The sequence below is a fragment of the Achromobacter sp. MFA1 R4 genome, assembly GCF_900156745.1.
In the GTDB taxonomy this organism is placed as follows: Bacteria; Pseudomonadota; Gammaproteobacteria; order Burkholderiales; family Burkholderiaceae_B; genus Achromobacter.
Window position 1 is genome coordinate 5,340,255 of record NZ_LT707065.1, and the last position, 18,649, is coordinate 5,358,903.

The 18,649-nt window shown below is 65.2% G+C and carries 18 protein-coding genes; 8 read left to right on the forward strand and 10 right to left on the reverse strand.

What is annotated here, in order from left to right:
* Window positions 1–5: 5 nt before the first annotated feature.
* Window positions 6–1,169, reverse strand: coding sequence for a PQQ-dependent sugar dehydrogenase (locus BXA00_RS24475; RefSeq protein ID WP_076520972.1), 1,164 nt, complete (start codon window positions 1,167–1,169; stop codon window positions 6–8).
* Between the two features lie 149 nt (window positions 1,170–1,318).
* On the opposite strand from BXA00_RS24475, the gene BXA00_RS24480 reads away from it, so the two are divergent.
* Window positions 1,319–1,930: a glutathione S-transferase family protein gene (locus BXA00_RS24480; protein ID WP_076520973.1), complete on the forward strand. Its 612-nt coding sequence runs from the start codon at window positions 1,319–1,321 to the stop codon at window positions 1,928–1,930.
* A gap of 82 nt (window positions 1,931–2,012) precedes the next feature.
* Here BXA00_RS24480 and BXA00_RS24485 read toward each other — a convergent pair whose 3' ends face one another.
* Window positions 2,013–2,969, reverse strand: a complete 957-nt coding sequence (locus BXA00_RS24485; protein WP_076520974.1) for a LysR family transcriptional regulator — start codon at window positions 2,967–2,969, stop codon at window positions 2,013–2,015.
* 118 nt (window positions 2,970–3,087) lie between these two features.
* On the opposite strand from BXA00_RS24485, the gene BXA00_RS24490 reads away from it, so the two are divergent.
* The 3 genes from BXA00_RS24490 to BXA00_RS24500 are packed head-to-tail and all read left to right on the forward strand — an operon-like array spanning window position 3,088 to window position 6,286.
* Window positions 3,088–4,065, forward strand: a complete 978-nt coding sequence (locus BXA00_RS24490; protein WP_076520975.1) for a tripartite tricarboxylate transporter substrate binding protein — start codon at window positions 3,088–3,090, stop codon at window positions 4,063–4,065.
* A gap of 9 nt (window positions 4,066–4,074) precedes the next feature.
* Window positions 4,075–5,526 carry an amidohydrolase family protein gene (locus BXA00_RS24495; RefSeq protein WP_076520976.1) on the forward strand — a complete coding sequence of 484 codons (1,452 nt, stop codon included), beginning with the start codon at window positions 4,075–4,077 and terminating at the stop codon, window positions 5,524–5,526.
* Window positions 5,527–5,542: 16 nt separating this feature from the next.
* Entirely contained in the window at window positions 5,543–6,286 is a 744-nt protein-coding gene (locus tag BXA00_RS24500; RefSeq protein WP_083714332.1) for an aspartate/glutamate racemase family protein, read from the forward strand.
* Window positions 6,287–6,371: 85 nt separating this feature from the next.
* Here the strand turns inward: BXA00_RS24500 and BXA00_RS24505 are convergent, their stop codons facing one another.
* From BXA00_RS24505 to BXA00_RS24535, 7 genes are all read right to left on the reverse strand, one after another.
* Window positions 6,372–7,073, reverse strand: coding sequence for an ABC transporter ATP-binding protein (locus BXA00_RS24505; RefSeq protein WP_076520978.1), 702 nt, complete (start codon window positions 7,071–7,073; stop codon window positions 6,372–6,374).
* Entirely contained in the window at window positions 7,073–7,840 is a 768-nt protein-coding gene (gene livG / locus BXA00_RS24510) for a high-affinity branched-chain amino acid ABC transporter ATP-binding protein LivG (RefSeq protein ID WP_076520979.1), read from the reverse strand. The genes BXA00_RS24505 and livG overlap by 1 nt, the downstream gene beginning before the upstream one ends.
* Window positions 7,837–9,072 (reverse strand): high-affinity branched-chain amino acid ABC transporter permease LivM, encoded by a 1,236-nt coding sequence (locus BXA00_RS24515; RefSeq protein ID WP_076520980.1) that lies wholly within the window; start codon window positions 9,070–9,072, stop codon window positions 7,837–7,839. The genes livG and BXA00_RS24515 overlap by 4 nt, the downstream gene beginning before the upstream one ends.
* Window positions 9,072–9,998 (reverse strand): high-affinity branched-chain amino acid ABC transporter permease LivH, encoded by a 927-nt coding sequence (gene livH / locus BXA00_RS24520; protein WP_076520981.1) that lies wholly within the window; start codon window positions 9,996–9,998, stop codon window positions 9,072–9,074. Before livH ends, BXA00_RS24515 begins: the two co-directional genes overlap by 1 nt.
* Window positions 9,999–10,189: 191 nt before the next feature.
* Window positions 10,190–11,305 carry a high-affinity branched-chain amino acid ABC transporter substrate-binding protein gene (locus BXA00_RS24525; protein WP_076520982.1) on the reverse strand — a complete coding sequence of 372 codons (1,116 nt, stop codon included), beginning with the start codon at window positions 11,303–11,305 and terminating at the stop codon, window positions 10,190–10,192.
* A gap of 546 nt (window positions 11,306–11,851) precedes the next feature.
* Window positions 11,852–12,406 (reverse strand): queuosine precursor transporter, encoded by a 555-nt coding sequence (locus tag BXA00_RS24530; RefSeq protein WP_076520983.1) that lies wholly within the window; start codon window positions 12,404–12,406, stop codon window positions 11,852–11,854.
* Window positions 12,403–12,747: a hypothetical protein gene (locus BXA00_RS24535; RefSeq protein ID WP_076520984.1), complete on the reverse strand. Its 345-nt coding sequence runs from the start codon at window positions 12,745–12,747 to the stop codon at window positions 12,403–12,405. The genes BXA00_RS24530 and BXA00_RS24535 overlap by 4 nt, the downstream gene beginning before the upstream one ends.
* 193 nt (window positions 12,748–12,940) lie before the next feature.
* Here BXA00_RS24535 and ugpB point away from each other — a divergent pair, with 193 nt between their 5' ends.
* The 4 genes from ugpB (at window position 12,941) to BXA00_RS24555 (ending at window position 17,370) form a co-directional block, all read left to right on the forward strand.
* A complete protein-coding gene (gene ugpB / locus BXA00_RS24540) occupies window positions 12,941–14,254 on the forward strand; it encodes a sn-glycerol-3-phosphate ABC transporter substrate-binding protein UgpB (RefSeq protein WP_076520985.1) in 1,314 nt (437 codons plus the stop codon).
* 225 nt (window positions 14,255–14,479) lie between these two features.
* Window positions 14,480–15,361: a sn-glycerol-3-phosphate ABC transporter permease UgpA gene (gene ugpA, locus BXA00_RS24545; protein ID WP_076520986.1), complete on the forward strand. Its 882-nt coding sequence runs from the start codon at window positions 14,480–14,482 to the stop codon at window positions 15,359–15,361.
* Between the two features lie 21 nt (window positions 15,362–15,382).
* Entirely contained in the window at window positions 15,383–16,234 is an 852-nt protein-coding gene (gene ugpE / locus BXA00_RS24550; protein ID WP_076520987.1) for a sn-glycerol-3-phosphate ABC transporter permease UgpE, read from the forward strand.
* A 47-nt stretch (window positions 16,235–16,281) separates the two neighbouring features.
* Entirely contained in the window at window positions 16,282–17,370 is a 1,089-nt protein-coding gene (locus BXA00_RS24555; RefSeq protein WP_076520988.1) for a sn-glycerol-3-phosphate import ATP-binding protein UgpC, read from the forward strand.
* A gap of 143 nt (window positions 17,371–17,513) precedes the next feature.
* Here BXA00_RS24555 and BXA00_RS24560 read toward each other — a convergent pair whose 3' ends face one another.
* Complete coding sequence (locus BXA00_RS24560; RefSeq protein WP_076520989.1) at window positions 17,514–18,641, reverse strand: branched-chain amino acid ABC transporter substrate-binding protein; 1,128 nt, start codon at window positions 18,639–18,641, stop codon at window positions 17,514–17,516.
* Window positions 18,642–18,649 lie beyond the last annotated feature (8 nt).

Consider the following 18,649-nt stretch of genomic DNA (forward strand, 5'->3'; position numbering starts at 1 on the left):
GACGGTCACCCCCCCGTTTCGGCGGGCGCCAACCGCAGCAATTCACCCGGCGAAGCATCCGTCAGCACATACACATAGCCGTCGGGCCCCTGCCGCACGTCGCGTATGCGGCGCTTGCGGTCGTCGAGCAGCGTTTCCTTTTCGATCACGCGATTGCCGTCGACGGTCAGGCGGATCAGGTTCTGGTTGCCCAGCGCGCCGATGAACACCGAATTGCGCCACACGGGGAACCGGTCCGCGTCATAGAAGGCCATGCCGCTGATGGCGGGCGACTTCGGCCACCAGAAGACCGGCGGCTCCATGCCCGGCAAGGTCTCGCCCTTGGCCTCGGGAATGGCCAGACCCGAATAGTTGATGCCGTGCGTCGCCAGCGGCCAGCCATAATTCTTGCCCGGCTGCACCACGTTGATCTCGTCGCCGCCGCGCGGCCCGTGTTCGTTTTCCCAGAGTTCGCCCGTCCACGGATTGAGCGCCATGCCCTGCGGATTGCGATGCCCGTACGACCAGATTTCCGGCCGCGCGCCCTGCCGGCCGACGAAGGGATTGTCCGCGGGCACGGTGCCGTCGGCCTTGAGGCGGACGACCTTGCCCTGCAGCTTGTCCAGGTCCTGCGCGGTGGGGCGCTGGTTGTTCTCGCCCAACGCGATGTAGAGGTGACCCTTGCCGTCGAATACCAGGCGCGCCCCGAAATGCTGGCCGGACGACAGCTTGGGCTCCTGACGGAACAACACGCGAAAATCCTCCAGGCCGCTGGCGTCATCGGAAAGGCGCCCGCGGCCCACGGCCGTCCCGCTCTTGCCGCCGTCCGCTTCCGCATAGGCCAGATAGACATAGCGGTCGGTCGCGAAGTCCGGCGACAGCGCCACATCGAGCAGGCCGCCCTGCCCGCGCGCGGCCACCTTGGGCACGCCGGCCAGCGGCTTGGACAGCCCGCCGGGCGTGCGCAGCAGCCGCAGGTTCCCGGGGCGTTCGGTGATGAGAATGCCGCCATCGGGCAGGAAGGCCATCGACCAGGGATGGTCCAGGCCGCCCACCACGGGCGTCACCCGCGCCGGCGCCGTGGGCGGTTCCTGCGCGGCGCGCGCAATCGCGGGCGCGGCGGCGCAGGCCAGCGTCAAGGACACGAAAAAGGGAATCGCGCGCGTGCTCGCGGCGGTGCGTGACGGCATGGACATCTCCGGCGGCGACAGGTTGGAATGCGGGCGCGGAAGGCATGACAGAGAGGCGCGGGGTGCCGGCGAATGGCGCGCCCGCTTGGCGTACCATAGCGCCCAGCGACGGGAGCTCTCCCGTCCTTCCTGTCAGGAGACTCCATCACATGAAACTGTACTACATGCCCGGCGCGTGCTCGCTCGCTTCTCACATCGTTCTGGAGTGGATCGGCAAGCCGTACGAAACGCACAAGCTCAGCCGCGACGCCCTCAAAAGCCCCGAGTTTCTGCAGATCAACCCGCTGGGCGCCGTGCCTGCGCTGACGGTGGACGACTGGACCCTCACGCAGAACGTCTCCATCCTGGAATACCTGGCCGAACAGGCTCCGGAAAGCCAACTGCTCGGCGACGGCACCCCGCGTTCGCGCGCCGAAGTGCGCCGCTGGGTCGGCTTCATCAACTCCGACGTCCACAAGACCTTCTCGCTGCTGTTCGGCGCGCAACGCTACCTGCAGGACGAAAGCGCACAGAAGGAACTGGCGGCGTCCGCCTCGGCGCTGCTGACGAAGCTGTTTGCGCAACTGGACGCGCAACTGGCCGGCAAGTCCTATCTCGTGGGCAGCGCGCCGTCGATAGCCGATGCCTACCTGTACGTGGTGCTGCGCTGGGCGCGCGCCAAGGAAGTGAACCTGTCCGGCCTGGACAACCTGTCCACGTTCCATGCGCGCATGGAAGCCGACGCCGGCGTCAAGGCTGCCCTGCAGGCCGAAGGGCTGTAACGCACCGCGCTGCCCGGCCGCCTTATCCCGGCGTCACTTGTCCCGGCGTCACTTGTCTCGGCGTCCCTTGTCCCGGCGCCACTTATCCCGTCACCACACCGGGCAGCACCTGACCTTCCAGCGTCTTCTTCACCGCCGCCAGAAAGCGCCGCGCCAGCAAGGGCGGCGCGGTCAGGTTGGAATGGGTCGCCCAGATTTCGACGCTGGCCTCGGGCTGGATCGGGCGCAGCGCCATGTGCGCGGCCTGGTCCGGCGTCACGCACCACGCGTCCACCAGCGCTGGCCCCAATCCCTGCTGCACGAACGAACACGCTGTCACGGGAGAATGCACCTCGATGGCGGCGGCGCAGCGCGGACCATCGCCAAAGAATGACTGCAGCGCGCGCCCCAGCGGCGTGTCGCGCGGGTAGCCGATCCACGCCGCCGACGAGAAATCCTCCGGCAGGATCGCTTCGTGGCTGGCCAGCGGATGGCCGGGCGGCAGCACGCAGATCACGGGCACCCGCGCAAGACGGACGGAGGTCAGGTTCGGATGATCCGGCGGCTGCATGGAAATGCCGATGTCCGCCTGGCCGGATAGAAAGTACGCCGCCAGTTCGTCGAAGGTCACGCTGCGGTAATCCACCCGCGCGCCGGCATTGCGGCCGCGGAAGCGCTCCAGCGCCATGGGAATGAGGCGCTGGCCGAAGCTGGCGCTGGCCACTATTTTCAGCATCCCCGCGCCCGACTGGCCCAGGCTGGCGGCCAGGTCGTTCACGCGCTGGATGCCGCCGTACACCTGCTCGACCTCGGCATACAGGCGCCGCGCCTCGGCGGTCGGCGACAGCCGGCTCTTCACGCGCTCGAACAGGCGATAGCCCAGGCGGGTCTCCGTCAGGGCCAGCACCCGGCTCACCGCCGGCTGCGACACATGCAGCATGCGCCCCGCCCCGCTGATCGACCCGGCCATCATGATGGCGCGGAACACCTCGATCTGGCGCAGATTCAGCGGCCGCCCGGCGCTGGGACCCACCTCGTCGGCATACGCATCCGCTTCCATTTCTTCCCCTTTTCCAATAACGGGGGATTATAGGTTTGAGACATTTTTCGATGACGCAGTGCCGCATGGCCGGGTGTAATCTGCCCGCTCCACAAAACAACATCAGGGGAAATCCACCATGCGCAACAAGTTCTTCCGCAGCCTTTCCGTGGCGGCGCTCAGCGTCGCCTTGTTCGGCACGGCCTCAGCCGCCGGCTATCCCGACAAGCCCATCACCTTCGTGGTCCCGTCCGCCGCGGGCGGATCGCCCGACGTCCTGTCGCGCCTGATCACCACCCAGATCGCCCGCGACACCGGCGCCACCATGGTCATCGAAAACCGTCCCGGCGCCGCCGGCAACATCGGCATCGCGCTGATCAAGCGCGCCGCGCCCGATGGCTACACCGTGGGTTACGGCAACATCAACACGCTGGCCGTGAACCGCTCGCTCTTCAAGCGCCTGCCCTACGACGTCGACAAAGACCTGACCCCGGTCGCCCACATGTTCGATCTCTACAACGCGCTGATTGTCCCGGTCGACTCGCCCGTCAAGAGCGTCCAGGACCTGATCGATCGCGCGCGCAAGGAACCGGGCCGCCTGTCGTACGGCGCGTCGGGCGTGGGCACGACGGGCCACATGGGCGGCGAGCTCTTCAAGAGCATGGCCAAGGTGGACGTGATGTTCATCCCCTACAACGGCGGCCCGGCCGCCATCCAGGACCTGCTCGGCGGCCGCCTGGACTACCTGTTCGTCAACACCTCGGAGGCCGCGCCGCTGGTCAAGAGCGGCAAGGTCCGCGCCATCGGCGTCAGCAGCCTGAAGCGCCTGCCGATGATGCCCGACGTGCCCACGCTGGACGAAGCCGGCCTGAAGGGCTATGAAACCGTCGCCTGGGGCGGCGTGGTGGCGCCCAAGGGCACGCCCGACGACGTGGTGGCCTCGCTGAACGCCGCCGTCCAGAAGGCGCTGCAGGCGCCGGAAGTGCGCCAGGGCCTGGCCACGCTGGGCGCCGAACCGGCCACCGGCTCCCCCGCCGACTTCAAGAAGCTGATCGATCGTGAAACCGCCAAATGGCAGCAGATCATCGACACGGCCGGCATCGAAAAGCTCGACTGAGCCAGCGTCATGACGGCAGACACCTTGCAGGCTGACTTCATCGTCGCGGGCGCAACGCTCATCGACGGATCGGGCGGGCCCGCGCGCCAGGGCGACCTGGCCGTGCGCGGCGGGCGCATCGCGGCGGTGGGCGGCTTTGCCCACCCGGACGGCGTACCGGTCATCGACGGGCGGGGCCAGGTCCTGGCGCCGGGTTTCATCGACTCGCACACCCACGACGATGGTTACCTGCTGGCCCATCCCGACATGCGGCCCAAGGTGTCGCAGGGCATCACCACCGTCGTCACCGGCAACTGCGGGATCAGCCTGGCGCCCCTGTCCCGCACCCAGGTCCCGCAGCCGCTGGACCTGCTGGGGCCGCCGGAGCTGTTCCGCTTTGACACCTTCCGCGCCTGGATGGACGCGCTGCGGGCCACGCCCGCGGCCGTCAACGTGATTCCGCTGGTGGGCCACACCACGTTGCGCGTCGCCGTCATGGACGACACCGCGCGCGCGGCCAACGGCGCCGAACGGGCCGCCATGCGCGCGCTGCTGCAGGAAGCGCTGGATGCCGGCGCGTTCGGCGTGTCCACGGGCACGTTCTATCCGCCGGCCAGCGCCGCGCCCACCGACGAGATCGTCGACGTGTGCCTGCCGCTGCGCGGCCGCGCCGGGATCTACGCCACCCACCTGCGCGACGAGGCCGACCACATCGTGCCCGCCATGGAAGAGGCGCTGCACATCGGCCGCGAGATCGACTGCCGCGTCGTCTTCTCGCACCACAAGCTGGCGGGCGAACGCAACCACGGCCGCACCCGCGAAACGCTGGACCTCATCAGCCGCGCGGCGGCCTCGCAGCCCGTCTGCCTGGACTGCCATCCCTACCCCGCCACGTCGACCATGCTGCGGCTGGACCGCGCGCGGCTCGCCAGCCGCACGATGATCACGTGGTCCAAGGGCTACCCGGACGCAACCGGCCGCGACTTCAGCGACGTCATGGCCGAGCTGGGCCTGGACGACGAGGCGGCCGTCGCCAGGCTGGCGCCCGCCGGCGCCATCTACTTCCTGATGGACCCGGCCGACGTCAAGCGCATCTTTGCCCATCCGCTGACCATGGTCGGCTCGGACGGCCTGCCCTTCGATCCCCATCCGCACCCGCGCCAATGGGGCACCTTCACCAACGTGCTGCGCACCCTCGTGCGCGAACAGCAGTTGCTGACGCTCGAATCCGCCATCCACAAAATGACCGGACTGGCGGCCGCCCAATACGGCGTCGCCGGCCGCGGCCTGCTGCGAGAGGGGTATCATGCCGATCTGGTGCTGTTCGATCCCGCCACCGTCACTGACGCGGCCACTTTTTCAGCTCCCATTCAGGCAAGCCGGGGCATCCACGCCGTGTGGGTCAATGGCAGGCAGGTCTGGGACGGGGAACGGACGAGCGCCGAACGCCCGGGCCAGGTCCTGACGCCCGGTGATGCATGAGCACGGAGTACATAAAGTGAAGACGTTTTCCCAGGGCTGCTACCTGGGTGTATTGGGCGGGATGGGGCCCATGGCCGGCGCGGCCTTTGCCCTCCGCCTGGCGGCGCTGACCCCCGCCACGATCGACCAGCAACACATTCCCACGCTGTTGCGCAACGATCCCCGCATTCCCGACCGCTCCAGCGCCTACATGGCGGGCGGCGAGAACCCCCTGCCCCACATGGTGGACGGCGTGCGCTTCCTGGAACAGGCCGGCGCCCAGCTCATCGCCATCCCGTGCAACACGGCCCATCTGTGGTTCGACGAGATCGCCGCGTCCACGCCGCTGCCGGTGCTGCACATCATCGAAGCCGTCATCGAAGACCTGCGCCGCCTGGGCCTGCCCAGCGGCCGCATCGGCCTGATGGGCACCGCCGCCACGCTCAAGCTCGGCCTCTACCAGCGCCACCTTCAGGCCCAGGGCTACGAATGCATCGTGCCCGATGACGACGAAGTCGAACGCTACTGCATGGGCTCGATCCGCGCCGTCAAAGGCAACCAGCTCGAAGACGCCTTCGCACCCGCCGCCGAATGCATCGCCCGCCTGAAGGCGCGCGGCGCCGACGCCGTGGTGCTGGGCTGCACCGAGCTGCCCCTCGCCGTCCCGCACGCCCTGCGCGCCAGCCTGGGCGTGACGCTGACCGACTCCATCGACGCCCTCGCCCGCGCCGCGATCGCGCATTACCAGGCCGACCAGCCGGAACAACGCATCGCGGCCTGAAGACGGCGCAATGCCGCCGCCTGGCGAGCCATACGAAAAAAAAGGCGCATCTTCCGATGCGCCTGCTTCCTTCGCGGGGAAGACGTCAACCGCCCAGATACGCCTTGCGGACCTGGTCGTTGACCAGCAAATTCGCGCCGGTGTCCTGCAACACCACGCGCCCGTTCTCCAGCACGTAGCCGCGGTCGGCCACGCCCAATGCCTTGTTCGCGTTCTGCTCGACCAGGAACACGGTCACGCCCTGTTCGCGGATCTCGCGGATGATGTCGAAGATCTGCGCAATGACCAGCGGCGCCAGGCCCAGCGTGGGCTCGTCGAGCAGCAACAGGCGCGGACGGGTCATCAGCGCACGGCCGATCGCCAGCATCTGCTGCTCGCCGCCGGACATCAGGCCCGCGCGCTGGCTGGCACGCTCTTTCAAGCGCGGAAACAGGCCATAGACATGGTCGATGCCCGCCTGGATCTCGTCGCGCTTGGCGAAAAAGCCCCCCATCATCAGGTTCTCGGCGACCGTCAGGTCCTTGAACACGCGCCGGCCTTCAGGCGAAATGGCGATGCCACTGCGCATGATGTGGTGCGTTTCCTTGTGGGTGATGTCCTCGCCCTCGAACGTGATCTTGCCCTCGCGGGCCCGGGGGTTGCCGCAGACCGTCATCAGCAGCGTCGTCTTGCCCGCGCCGTTGGCGCCGATCAGCGTGACGATCTCGCCCTTGTTGACTTCCACCGACACGCCATTGAGCGCCTGGATGGCGCCATAGTAGGTGTGTATGTTTTCCAGCTTGAGCATCATTCCTCCCCCAGATACGCCTTGATGACGCGCTCGTCGTTGCGCACCTGGTCGGGGGTGCCGGTCGTGATGGGCTTGCCATGTTCCATGACCAGGATGCGGTCCGAAATGCCCATGATCAGGCTCATGTCGTGTTCGATCAGCAGCACCGCGACGCCGAACTCGCGCCGCAACTGGTCGATCAGCGATTGCAGGTCCCGCTTTTCCTGGGGATTCAGGCCGGCCGCCGGTTCGTCCAGCATCAGCAGCCGCGGCTTGGTGATCATGCAGCGCGCGATCTCGAGGCGCCGCTGGTGGCCGTACGCCAGGTTGCCGGCTTCGCGGTTGGCGAACTCGCGCAGGCCCATGAAATCGAGCCATTGCGCCGCGCGCGACAGCGCCTCGGCTTCGGACTGCCGGTAGCCCCTGAGCTTGAGCAGGCCGGGCAGCAGCCGCGCCTCCACCTGCGTGTGCTGCGCGACCAGCAGGTTCTCCAGCACGGTGAGCTGCTTGAACAGGCGCACGTTCTGGAACGTGCGCACCAGGCCGTGGCGCGCCACCTTGTGGCTGGCCAGCCCCGTGATGGGCTTGCCGTCCATGATGATTTCGCCCGCCGTGGGCGCGTAGAACCCGCCCACGCAGTTGAACACGGTGGTCTTGCCGGCGCCGTTGGGGCCGATGATGGCGAACACCTCGTCGGACTTGACCTCGAAGGCCACGCTATCGACGGCCAGCAGGCCGCCGAACCGCATGGTCAGGCCGGATACTTTCAGCAATGCCTCGCTCATTTAGACAGCTCCACGTGGGGACGCTTCATGGGCAACAACCCCTGCGGACGCCACATCATCATCAACACCATCACCAGGCCGAACATCAGCATCCGGTACTCGGCGAACTCGCGCGCCAGCTCGGGCAGCACGGTCAGCAGGATGGCCGCAAGAATCACGCCCACCTGCGACCCCATGCCGCCCAGCACCACGATGGCCAGGATCAGCGCGGACTCGATGAAGGTGAAGGATTCCGGATTGACCATACCCTGGCGCGCGGCAAAGAACGCGCCGCCAAAGCCCGCGAACATGGCGCCCAGCGTGAACGCGGACAGCTTGATGCGCGTGGGGTTCAGGCCCAGCGAGCGGCAGGCGATCTCATCCTCGCGCAGCGCCTCCCAGGCGCGCCCCACCGGCATGCGGATCAGGCGCGTGGACACGAACAGCGTCACCAGCGCCAGCAGCAGCGCCATCATGTACAGATAGATCACCAAGTCCTGGTTCTGGAACGTCAGCCCGAAGAACTCATGGAACGTCTGGTCGCCCTCGGTGCTGGCGCGGCGCGTCATTTCCAGGCCGAAGAACGTGGGTTTGGGAATGCCGGAGATGCCGTCCGGGCCGCCCGTCACCGTATTCAGGTTGATGAGCAGCAGGCGGATGATTTCACCGAAGCCCAGCGTCACGATGGCCAGATAGTCGCCGCGCAGCCGCAGCACGGGAAAGCCCAGGACAAAGCCGAAGAGCGCGGACATCGCGCCCGCGAACGGCAGCGCCTCCCAGAAGCTCCAGCCGCCCCAGTGATACAGCAAGGCGTAGGTATAGGCGCCCACCGCATAAAAGCCCACGAACCCCAGGTCGAGCAGGCCGGCGAAGCCGACCACGATGTTCAGGCCCAGGCCCAGCATCACGTAGATCAGCACCAGCGTGGCGATGTCGACCGAACTGCGGCCCGCAAAGAACGGCCAGATCACCGCGATGGCCAACAGCAGGAACATCAGCGGCTTGTGGGTCTTGGCGGGTGCCGCCGACAAGGTCGGCAGCCCGGTCTTGAGCTTTTGGAATGGAATGGCGATCCAGGGCCGCAGCAGCTGGAATACGAACACCGCCGCGGCGGCAAGCGCCACCAGCGACCAGTTCGATTCCATGGAGGTGCGAGCCCCCTGCCGGATGAGCTGCAGGCCAAAGACCGGCGTGACGATGACCGCCGTCAACACGGCGGCCACGGTGGCGTTTTTGAGATTGTTGTTCGACATCAGACTTTTTCCACCTCAGGTTTGCCCAGCAGCCCGGTGGGACGGAACAGCAGAATCAGGACCAGCAGCGAGAACGCCACGATGTCCTTGTACTGTGACGAGATATAGGCGGCCGCGAAGGTTTCGGCCAGGCCCAGCAACACGCCGCCCAGCATGGCGCCGGGGATGCTGCCGATGCCGCCCAGCACCGCCGCCGTGAAGGCCTTGATGCCGGCCAGAAAGCCGATGAAGGGATTGAGCTTGCCGATGGTGATGGCGATCAACACGCCGCCCACCGCCGCCAGGATCGCGCCCATCACGAACGTGAACGAGATCACGCGGTTGGTGTCGATGCCCAGCAGGTTGGCCATGTGCATGTCCTGCGAGCAGGCGCGCGACGCGCGTCCCATGCGGGAATACTTGATGAACAGCGTCAGCGCCACCATCAGCACCACCGTCACGACGATGATCATGATGCGCGAGTACGGCACCGTCACGTCGAAGTCCGTACCCATCTGGAACTGCACGGCGCCGGACACCAGCGCGGGCACGGCCATGTCGCGTGCGCCCTGGCCGAGCGCCACCCAATTCTGCAGGAAGATCGACATGCCGATGGCGGAAATCAGCGCCACCAGGCGGGGGCTGCCGCGCACCGGCCGGTACGCGACGCGTTCGACCGAAAAACCGTAGATGCCGGTAACGGCGATGGCCACGAGCAGCATGGTGGCGATGATGAACGGCATGGGCAGGCCGCTGCCGGTGCCGATGGCCGTCAAGGTGACCAGGCCCACATAGGCGCCGATCATGTAGATTTCGCCGTGGGCGAAGTTGATCATACCGATGATGCCGTAGACCATTGTGTAGCCGATGGCGATCAGCGCATAGATCGCTCCCAGGGACAATCCGTTGAAGAATTGCTGGGTAAGTTGGGGTATGAGGTCAGACATGATTCTCTTGCTCCAAATGGTTCCGGCCCCGGTAGTGAGACCCGGAGCCGGAAACCTGGGCGTATTTCATAAGGGCCTGTGATCGCCGCCTTGCCGGCCGCACAGCGCTTTTGGCGCATCGCTACGCGGATTACGGCAAGACGGAGACGACAGGCCCTACACACCGGCGACGCGCCGGCGGGATCGCGTGTTTACAGCTGGGTCTTCTTTCCGTTCTTGTCCCACTTGTAGACGGCGAACTCAAAGTCCTTCAGGTCGCCCTTGGCATCGTATTCGACCTTGCCGATGCCGGTGTTGAAGGTGGTCTTGTGCATGTAGTCCGCGACCTTGGCCGGGTCTTCGCCGACCGCGTTGATGCTGTCGACAAGGATCTGGACCGCGGCGTAGGCCGGCATCTGGAAGGCGCCGTCCGGATCGCGCTTGGCGTCCTTGAAGGCCTTGACGATGGCTTCGTTGCCCGGCAGCTTGGTGAAGTCAGCCGGCAGCGTGACCAGCAGGCCATCGATGGCCGGGCCGGCGATGGCCACCAGATCCTGGTTGGCCGTGCCTTCCGGGCCCATGAACTGGACGGTCAGGCCCTGTTCACGCGACTGGCGCAGCAACAGGCCCAGTTCGGGGTGGTAGCCGCCGAAATAGACCAGGTCCACGCCCGCGGACTTCAGTTTGGTGATGATGGCCGAGTAATCGCTGTCGCCGACGTTGATGCCTTCGAACAGCGCGACGTTGACGTTCTGCTTGGCAAGCGCGTCCTTGACCTGGGTGGCCACGCCCGAACCGTAGGTCTGCTTGTCGTGCAGGACGGCGACCTTCTTGGGCTTGAGCGTCTTGGCGATGTAGTTGGCGGCGTACGGACCTTGCTGGTCGTCGCGGCCGATGGTGCGGAAGAAGAAGTGCGGCTTGATGGTGTCGGTAACCAGCGGCGACGTGGCGCCCGGGGTGATGCCAACGATGCCCTCTTCTTCATAGACCTTCACGGCGGCGACCGTCACGCCCGAGCACGCATGGGCCACGGCGAACTTGGCGCCGGAATTGACCACGCGGTTGGCCGCGGGCACGGCCTGCTTGGGTTCGCAGCCGTCGTCGATCAGGATGGGTTCGAGCTTCTTGCCCTTGACGCCGCCCTTGGCATTGATGGTCTCGATGGCGGTCAGCGCGCCGGCCTGGATCTGGTCGCCGTATTGGGTATTGGGACCGGTCATGGGCTGGGGAATGCCGATCTTGATCGTGTCGGCGGCGTGCGCGGCGCCAGCCAAGGCAAGGGCCCCAAGCGCCATGGCTACCGGGGTAAGGCGATTCAGAAACTTCATGCGGAGTTCTCCAGCGAGGTTTTGAGCGGCTCTGTCCAACACGGGTTATCGGGAGAGTACCCCTTTGTCCGCATTGCCCGTCGCCGGCTTCTTGGGCAAAAACACGGTGTGGGCGGTATTCTGAAAGCAAGCCGTCATACTGTCACTGCGTGTAATCCCCAATATTTTGTCAGGGCCTTTTATTCGGGACGGATAGCGGCCGCAAGTCCGTGAATTCCTTGGATAAATCGCAAAAATTCCTGCTTCGATGACTGGTGAAAAAACGATATCTATGCTTGCGTCTTCCGCTTGTGCCAGGGATGGGCGATTAAATATACGTAGCTATACGTAGTTATACGCAGCGATTAATACGTCGTTTAATCTCGCATTTAAATACAGTACTTACGCGGGTCTTACACAGCCCTTGCACAACGTGCTGCATCGCACCTGATTAATGCACACGTTAATAATGCAATGCCTGTGCGGCGCACCAATATAAAAACGCGCGCCCCGGCATGAAAACATGCCATGGGCGCGCGCATGAACGGCGCCAGACGATGCGCGGGCCTAGGCGTTCGCGGGCCGCGCCAGATTCCACATCAACGCGCGAAACGGCGCCAGCATGCTGATATTGACCGCCAGCTTGATCGCCAGGTCGCCCAGCATCCACGTCACCCAGGGCGCCCCGCTCGCCGCGAACGCCACGCTGAAGAACACCGCCGTGTCCAGGATCGCGCCCAGCACGCCCGACGCCAGCGGCGCACGCCACCAGCGCTGGTCGCGCAACCGGTCGAACACCTGGATGTCGACGAGCTGCGCACCCAGATAGGCCAGGCCCGAGGCCAGCGCGATGCGCGGCGACGCCACCCAGACCGACACCACCAGCGCGGCCGCAAAGCCGAACCACACCACGCGCCGGGCCGCGGCCGGCCCGAAGCGGCGGTTCAGGACGTCGGTGACCAGGAACGCCACCGGATATGACAGCCCGCCCCAGGTCAGCCAATCATTGAGCGGCACCTGGACCAGGATATTGGAGCCCACCACGACGGCCAGCATGCACAGCACCGAGATCCCGAACTGGGTACGGCTCATGGCGGGAAAGCGCGCAACGTCCGCGGTCATTTGCCCCACTCCCCGGCCAGCGCCGTCCGCGCCGCCGCGCGAGCCGCCAAAGTGTCGTCTTGCCGCGACTGACGCGCGCAAGCCACACCGTCTTCGATGTTCCGTGCCTTGGCCGCGAACCTGCCCGCGCGCGAGCGCGCAAGCGCGCTGCCGCAGGGCGCGGCAGCAAGCCCGCCGGCCGCCGTCCAGGCGCCCCGGGCATCCTGGTTTATGTCAATGACATGACGGTCATAGGCGGCGCATACTCTGCCGGGCCGGCCCGCCGCCCGACGGGCCGGGGCGCCGCAGATGCCGCCCTTGCCGCCCTTGCCGATGAACGCAATCGAAAGTTCGTTTTTCATAGGCGGCGATTGTAATCGGTCGAATTCCCGGGCAAAGCGGATACAAAATGTTCGTTCGCGCCTGAAACGCGCAATTTGACAGGCGTTTGTAGGGATGTGAAAGTCACGGTTTTGTCACAAACAATTCATAAGGTGTCGTGTTTCATGCGGCCGGACACCCCGTTCGCAACACGCCCAACTGGAGAACCCATTTATGCGATCCCACCGTATTGCCCTGACATTTGCCGCCATCATGACGGCTTTCGCCGGCGCTTCCGCGCATGCGGCCACCGAGATCCAGTTCTGGCATTCGATGGAAGGCGCCCTGGGCGACCGCGTCAATGGCCTGGTCGATGAATTCAACAAGAAAAACCCCGACTACCAGGTCAAGGCCATCTACAAGGGCAACTACGGTGAATCCATGAACGCCGGCATCGCCGCGTTCCGCGCCGGCAACGCCCCGGACATCCTGCAGGTCTTCGAAGTCGGCACCGCCACCATGATGTACGCCAAGGGCGCCATCAAGCCGGTGCAGCAGATGTCCGAAGAAGCCGGCAACCCGATCGACCCGAAGGAATTCATCGGCGCCGTGGCCGGTTATTACTCGTCGGCCGACGGCAAGCTGGTGTCGATGCCCTTCAACAGCTCGACCGTGGTCTTCTACTACAACAAGGACGCCTTCAAGAAGGCCGGCCTGGACGCCGACAATCCGCCCAAGACCTGGGAAGAGCTGGCCGCTGCCGGCCAGAAGCTGAAGGCCGCGGGCCAGGAATGCGGCTACACCACGTCCTGGCCGTCGTGGACCCAGCTCGAGACCTTCTCGGCCTGGCATAACGTGCCGTACGCCACCAAGGACAACGGCTTCGGCGGCCTGGATGCGCGCATCGCCATCAACACCCCGCTGCACGTGCGTCACCTGGAAAACCTCGCCAAGCTGGGCAAGGAAGGCATCTTCATGTACGGCGGCCGCGGCGACGAGCCCAACTCGCTCTTCATCAGCGGCAAGTGCGCCATGATCACCGGCTCGTCCGGCCTGCGCGCCAACATCGCCAAGAACGCCAAGTTCGAATTCGGCACCTCCACGCTGCCCTACTACGCCGACGTCAAGGGCGCGCCGCAGAACACCATCATCGGCGGCGCCTCGCTGTGGGTCTTCGCCAACAAGAAGCCCGAGGTCTACAAGGGCGTGACCGAATTCTTCAAGTTCCTGGCCAGCCCGGAAATCGCCGCCCGCTGGCACCAGCAGACCGGCTACGTGCCCGTCACCAAGGCCGCCTACGAGCTGACCAAGAAGGAAGGCTTCTACGACAAGAACCCGGGCACCGAAGTCGGCGTCAAGCAGCTCAACGTCGAAACCACCGCCCAATCGCGCGGCCTGCGCCTGGGCTTCCTGCCGCAGATCCGCGAAATCGAAGACGCCGAAATCGAACGCATCGTGTCGGGCAAGGTCTCGGCCAAGGACGGCGCCGAGAACATCGTCAAGCGCGGCAACGAGTTGCTGGAAAAGTTCGAGAAGAGTGTAAAGTAACGCCCTTTCGCGCGATCTGACCGCCGCCTTGTCAATCGGCATTTTCCATGTCGCGACAAGGACTTACGAGGCTTAAAGCCCTGGTTTTTTTAGGGCTTTAAGCCTATCGTGTTTTTATGAGTGCCGGTGCTTTTCGGGCTCCGGGCGCCTCGCGCGGCACGCGCGCTGGCGGTTTCAGGCGGCGGTTATTCCAACCGCCGCTTTTCTGTACCTTGGGTTCCCCCTATGGAAAAACGCGTTGTATTCGGGCACAAGACCTTGCCCTATCTGCTGCTACTGCCGCAGTTGATCATTACCGTGGTGTTCTTCTTCCTGCCCGCCGGACAAGCCATGTGGCAGTCCATGCGCCTTGAAGACCCCTTCGGCCTGTCCTCGCAGTTCGTTGGCCTGGACAACTTCATCGAATTATTCTCGCAGCAGGCCTACCTGGATTCGTTCCGCGTGACGGCCTTCTTCTCGGTCATGGTAGCGGGCGTCGGCCTGGCCGTGTCCCTGGTGCTGGCCGTGATGGCCGACCGCGTGATCCGCGGCGCCGGACTCTACAAGACCCTGCTCATCTGGCCCTATGCCGTCGCGCCCGCCGTGGTCGGCGTGCTGTGGCTGTTCCTGTTCTCGCCTTCCGTCGGCATCCTGGCCGTGGCCCTGCGCAAGTCGGGCGTGGACTGGAACCCCCGCCTGGACGGCAACCAGGCCATGATCCTGGTGATCATCGCGGCCGTCTGGAAGCAGGTCTCCTACAACTTCCTGTTCTTCCTGGCCGGCCTGCAATCGATTCCGCGCTCGCTGATCGAAGCCGCCGCGATCGACGGCGCCAGCCCGGCGCGCCGCTTCTGGACCATCGTCTTCCCGCTGCTGTCGCCCACCACGTTCTTCCTGCTGGTGGTCAACATCATCTACGCCTTCTTCGATACCTTCGCCGTGATCGACACGACGACGCAAGGCGGACCGGGCACGGCGACCTCGATCCTGGTCTACAAGGTGTACAGCGACGGCTTCCGCGGCCTGGACCTCGGTTCGTCCGCCGCCCAGTCCGTCGTCCTGATGTTCATTGTGGTTGCCTTGACGGTCGTGCAGTTCCGCTACGTCGACCGCAAAGTGCAGTATTGATTTTGTCCGAGGCTGATAACAATGGTTGAACGCCGTCCCTGGCTGGATATTCTGGCCCACGTCATTCTGCTTTGCGGCGTGGCGATGGTGGCATTTCCGCTCTACGTCACTTTCGTCGCGTCCACCCAGACCGCGCAGGAAGTCGCTCAGGCGCCGATGTCCCTGATCCCCGGTCCGCACTTCGTGGACAACTACATGAAAGCCCTGTTCGGCGGATCGTCCGGCGGTTCGTCGGGCGCGCCCGTCGGCCGCATGATGTACGTGAGCCTGATCATGGCGCTGGCGATCTCGCTCGGCAAGATCGCCATCTCGCTGCTGTCGGCATTCGCGGTCGTGTACTTCCGCTTTCCTGGCCGCATGTTCTTTTTCTGGATGATCTTCGTCACGCTGATGCTGCCGGTCGAAGTCCGCATCGCGCCCACCTACAAGGTCGTGGCCGATCTGGGGCTGCTCAACAGCTACGCCGGCCTGACGCTGCCGCTCATCGCGTCGGCCACGGCGACGTTCCTGTTCCGCCAGTTCTTCCTGACGGTGCCGGACGAGCTGATCGAGGCCGCGCGCATCGACGGCGCGGGGCCCGTGCGGTTCTTCCGCGACGTGCTGCTGCCGCTGTCCAAGACCAGCATCGCCGCCCTGTTCGTGATCCAGTTCATCTACGGCTGGAACCAATACCTGTGGCCGCTGCTCGTCACCACCCAGGAAGACATGTACCCCGTCGTCATCGGCATCAAGCGGATGATCAGCGGCGGCGACAGCGTGACCGAATGGAACATCACCATGGCCACTGCCATGCTCGCCATGATCCCGCCGGCGCTGGTCGTCATCCTGATGCAGAAATGGTTCGTCAAGGGCTTGGTCGACACCGAGAAATGACCCCCACGCCGCGCCAATCCGAACACGACTCCGAACACGAATAACTCATGGCTACTCTCAGCTTCCGCAACGTCAAGAAAACCTATGCCGGCAACGTGCCGGTCATCCATGGCATCGACATGGACGTCAAGGACGGTGAATTCATCGTCATCGTCGGCCCGTCGGGCTGCGGCAAATCCACGCTGATGCGCATGGTCGCCGGCCTGGAGACCGTCACCAGCGGCGAAATCGTCATCGACGACAAGGTGGTCAACACCCTGGAACCGGCCGAACGCGACATCGCGATGGTGTTCCAGAACTACGCGCTCTACCCGCACATGACCGTGTTCGAGAACATGGCGTACGGCTTGAAGATCCGCAAATTCTCCAAGGACGAGATCAAAAAGCGCGTCGACATCGCCGCGCAGATCCTCGAACTGGGCCACCTGCTGGACCGCCGTCCGCGCGCCCTCTCGGGCGGCCAGCGCCAGCGCGTCGCCATGGGCCGCGCCATCGTGCGCGAACCCAAGGTGTTCCTGTTCGACGAGCCGCTGTCCAACCTGGACGCCAAGCTGCGCGTGGCGATGCGCCTTGAAATCATGAAGCTGCATCGCCGCCTGGGCACCACCAGCCTGTACGTCACGCACGACCAGGTCGAGGCCATGACGCTGGCGCATCGCATGATCGTCATGTACCAGGGCGTGCCCGAGCAGATCGGCACCCCGATGGAAGTCTTCGAAAAGCCCGCCTCCACGTTCGTGGCCGGCTTCATCGGCTCGCCTCCGATGAACCTCATGGAAGTGCAGGTGGCCGGCGACGGCACGGTCAAGACGGCCGACGGCAACGACCTCGAAATCTCGCCGCTGCAGGTGCCTTCGCAGGTGCGCGGCCGCAAGGTCATCATGGGCATGCGTCCCGAGCACATGCTGCTCAATACGCAGGGCATTCCCGCCGAAGTCGAAATGGTCGAAACCCTGGGCTCGGAACAGCTCGTCCACTGCCGCTGCGGCAAGAGCACCCTGGTGGTGCGCTGCACGACGCGCCAGTTGTCCGAGTCGTCCGCCAAGGTCGGCGCCCGCGTCAATGTCGGCCCCGATGGCCGCCATCCCCTGCACTGGTTCGAAGCCGACACGGGCCGCCGCGTACAAGGCCTGTAAGCCGGCGACGAGACGCCGCGCTTTTTCGCCGCACAAAAAGTCCGGGCCGCAAGCAAAACGCTTGCGGCCCGGTTTTTTTTCGGGCGCCAGGCAGGCGCCCCCCGTGCACGGGACGGGCCCCGCAGGACCCGTCGCGCCGCGGTTTACTTGTAGACGGTCTTGGAGCCGTCCTTGTGCCAGGTGAACACGTCGAACTGGAAGTTCGTCAGGTCGCCCTGCTTGTTCCACGACACCTTGCCGATCGGCGTGTCGAAGGTGTTCGAATGCAGGTACTTCGCGACCTTGGTGGGATCGTCCGAGCCCGCGCCCTTGATGCCGTCCGCGATGAGCTGGGTGGCCGTGTAGGCGGTCATCTGGAACGCGCCGCCGGCATTGCGCTTCTTGGCTTCGAACGCCTTCACGATGTCGGCGTTGGCGGCGTTCTGGGTGAAGTCCGCCGGCAGCGTCAGCAGCATGCCTTCGACGGCGTCGCCCGCAATGGCGTTGATGTCCGGGTTGCCGGTGCCTTCCGGCCCCATCCACTTGGCCTTCACGCCCTGCTCGGCCGACTGGCGCAGCAGCAGCCCCATCTCGGGGTGATAGCCGCCGTAATAGACGAAGTCCACGCCCTGGCTCTTGAGCTTGGTGATGACCGCCGAATAGTCGCTGTCGCCAGCGTTGATGCCTTCGAAGACGGCAACGGTCACGCCGCCCTTCTCGAGGTCATTCTTGACCGCGGTGGCGATGCCCTGGCCATACGACTGCTTGTCGTGCAGCACGGCGACCTTCTTGGGCTTGATCTTTTCGAGGATGAACTTGGCGGCGGCGGGGCCTTGCTGGTCGTCGCGGCCGATGGTGCGGAAGATGAACTCGTAGTTCTTGCCGTCGGTCAGGGCCGGCGACGTGGCGGACGGGGTGATCATCACCACGCCTTCGTTGTTGTAGATGTCGGCAGCGGCGATCGTCGCGCCCGAGCACACGTGGCCCACCACGAAACCGATCTTGCTGTTGACCACGCGGTTGGCGGCGACGGGGCCCTGCTTGGGCTCGCAGCCGTCGTCGATTACGACGGTTTCCAGCTTCTTGCCATTGACGCCGCCGGCGGCATTGATGCGCTCGACCGCGGTATCGACCCCTTCACGGACCATATCGCCATACTGCGTGACCGCGCCGGTGGTGGGGCCGACGACGCCGATCTTGATGGTCTGCGCGTGCGCGGCCGCGCCAAACGCCAAACCAGCGGCGACGCCCAGCGCTGCTATGACCGGGGTCAGACGGAATACTGGCTTCATGAGTGGAC

What these genes read in the sequence shown, in the direction of transcription:
- ugpB (WP_076520985.1), top strand. Translation starts at nt 12,941, where the DNA reads ATGCGATCCCACCGTATTGCCCTGACATTTGCCGCCATCATGACGGCT.
- BXA00_RS24495 (WP_076520976.1), top strand. Translation starts at nt 4,075, where the DNA reads ATGACGGCAGACACCTTGCAGGCTGACTTCATCGTCGCGGGCGCAACG.
- BXA00_RS24505 (WP_076520978.1), bottom strand. Translation starts at nt 7,073, where the DNA reads ATGCTCAAGCTGGAAAACATACACACCTACTATGGCGCCATCCAGGCG.
- ugpE (WP_076520987.1), top strand. Translation starts at nt 15,383, where the DNA reads ATGGTTGAACGCCGTCCCTGGCTGGATATTCTGGCCCACGTCATTCTG.
- BXA00_RS24480 (WP_076520973.1), top strand. Translation starts at nt 1,319, where the DNA reads ATGAAACTGTACTACATGCCCGGCGCGTGCTCGCTCGCTTCTCACATC.
- BXA00_RS24515 (WP_076520980.1), bottom strand. Translation starts at nt 9,072, where the DNA reads ATGTCGAACAACAATCTCAAAAACGCCACCGTGGCCGCCGTGTTGACG.
- livH (WP_076520981.1), bottom strand. Translation starts at nt 9,998, where the DNA reads ATGTCTGACCTCATACCCCAACTTACCCAGCAATTCTTCAACGGATTG.
- BXA00_RS24555 (WP_076520988.1), top strand. Translation starts at nt 16,282, where the DNA reads ATGGCTACTCTCAGCTTCCGCAACGTCAAGAAAACCTATGCCGGCAAC.
- BXA00_RS24560 (WP_076520989.1), bottom strand. Translation starts at nt 18,641, where the DNA reads ATGAAGCCAGTATTCCGTCTGACCCCGGTCATAGCAGCGCTGGGCGTC.
- BXA00_RS24485 (WP_076520974.1), bottom strand. Translation starts at nt 2,969, where the DNA reads ATGGAAGCGGATGCGTATGCCGACGAGGTGGGTCCCAGCGCCGGGCGG.
- livG (WP_076520979.1), bottom strand. Translation starts at nt 7,840, where the DNA reads ATGAGCGAGGCATTGCTGAAAGTATCCGGCCTGACCATGCGGTTCGGC.
- BXA00_RS24525 (WP_076520982.1), bottom strand. Translation starts at nt 11,305, where the DNA reads ATGAAGTTTCTGAATCGCCTTACCCCGGTAGCCATGGCGCTTGGGGCC.
- BXA00_RS24530 (WP_076520983.1), bottom strand. Translation starts at nt 12,406, where the DNA reads ATGACCGCGGACGTTGCGCGCTTTCCCGCCATGAGCCGTACCCAGTTC.
- BXA00_RS24490 (WP_076520975.1), top strand. Translation starts at nt 3,088, where the DNA reads ATGCGCAACAAGTTCTTCCGCAGCCTTTCCGTGGCGGCGCTCAGCGTC.
- BXA00_RS24535 (WP_076520984.1), bottom strand. Translation starts at nt 12,747, where the DNA reads ATGAAAAACGAACTTTCGATTGCGTTCATCGGCAAGGGCGGCAAGGGC.
- BXA00_RS24475 (WP_076520972.1), bottom strand. Translation starts at nt 1,169, where the DNA reads ATGCCGTCACGCACCGCCGCGAGCACGCGCGCGATTCCCTTTTTCGTG.
- ugpA (WP_076520986.1), top strand. Translation starts at nt 14,480, where the DNA reads ATGGAAAAACGCGTTGTATTCGGGCACAAGACCTTGCCCTATCTGCTG.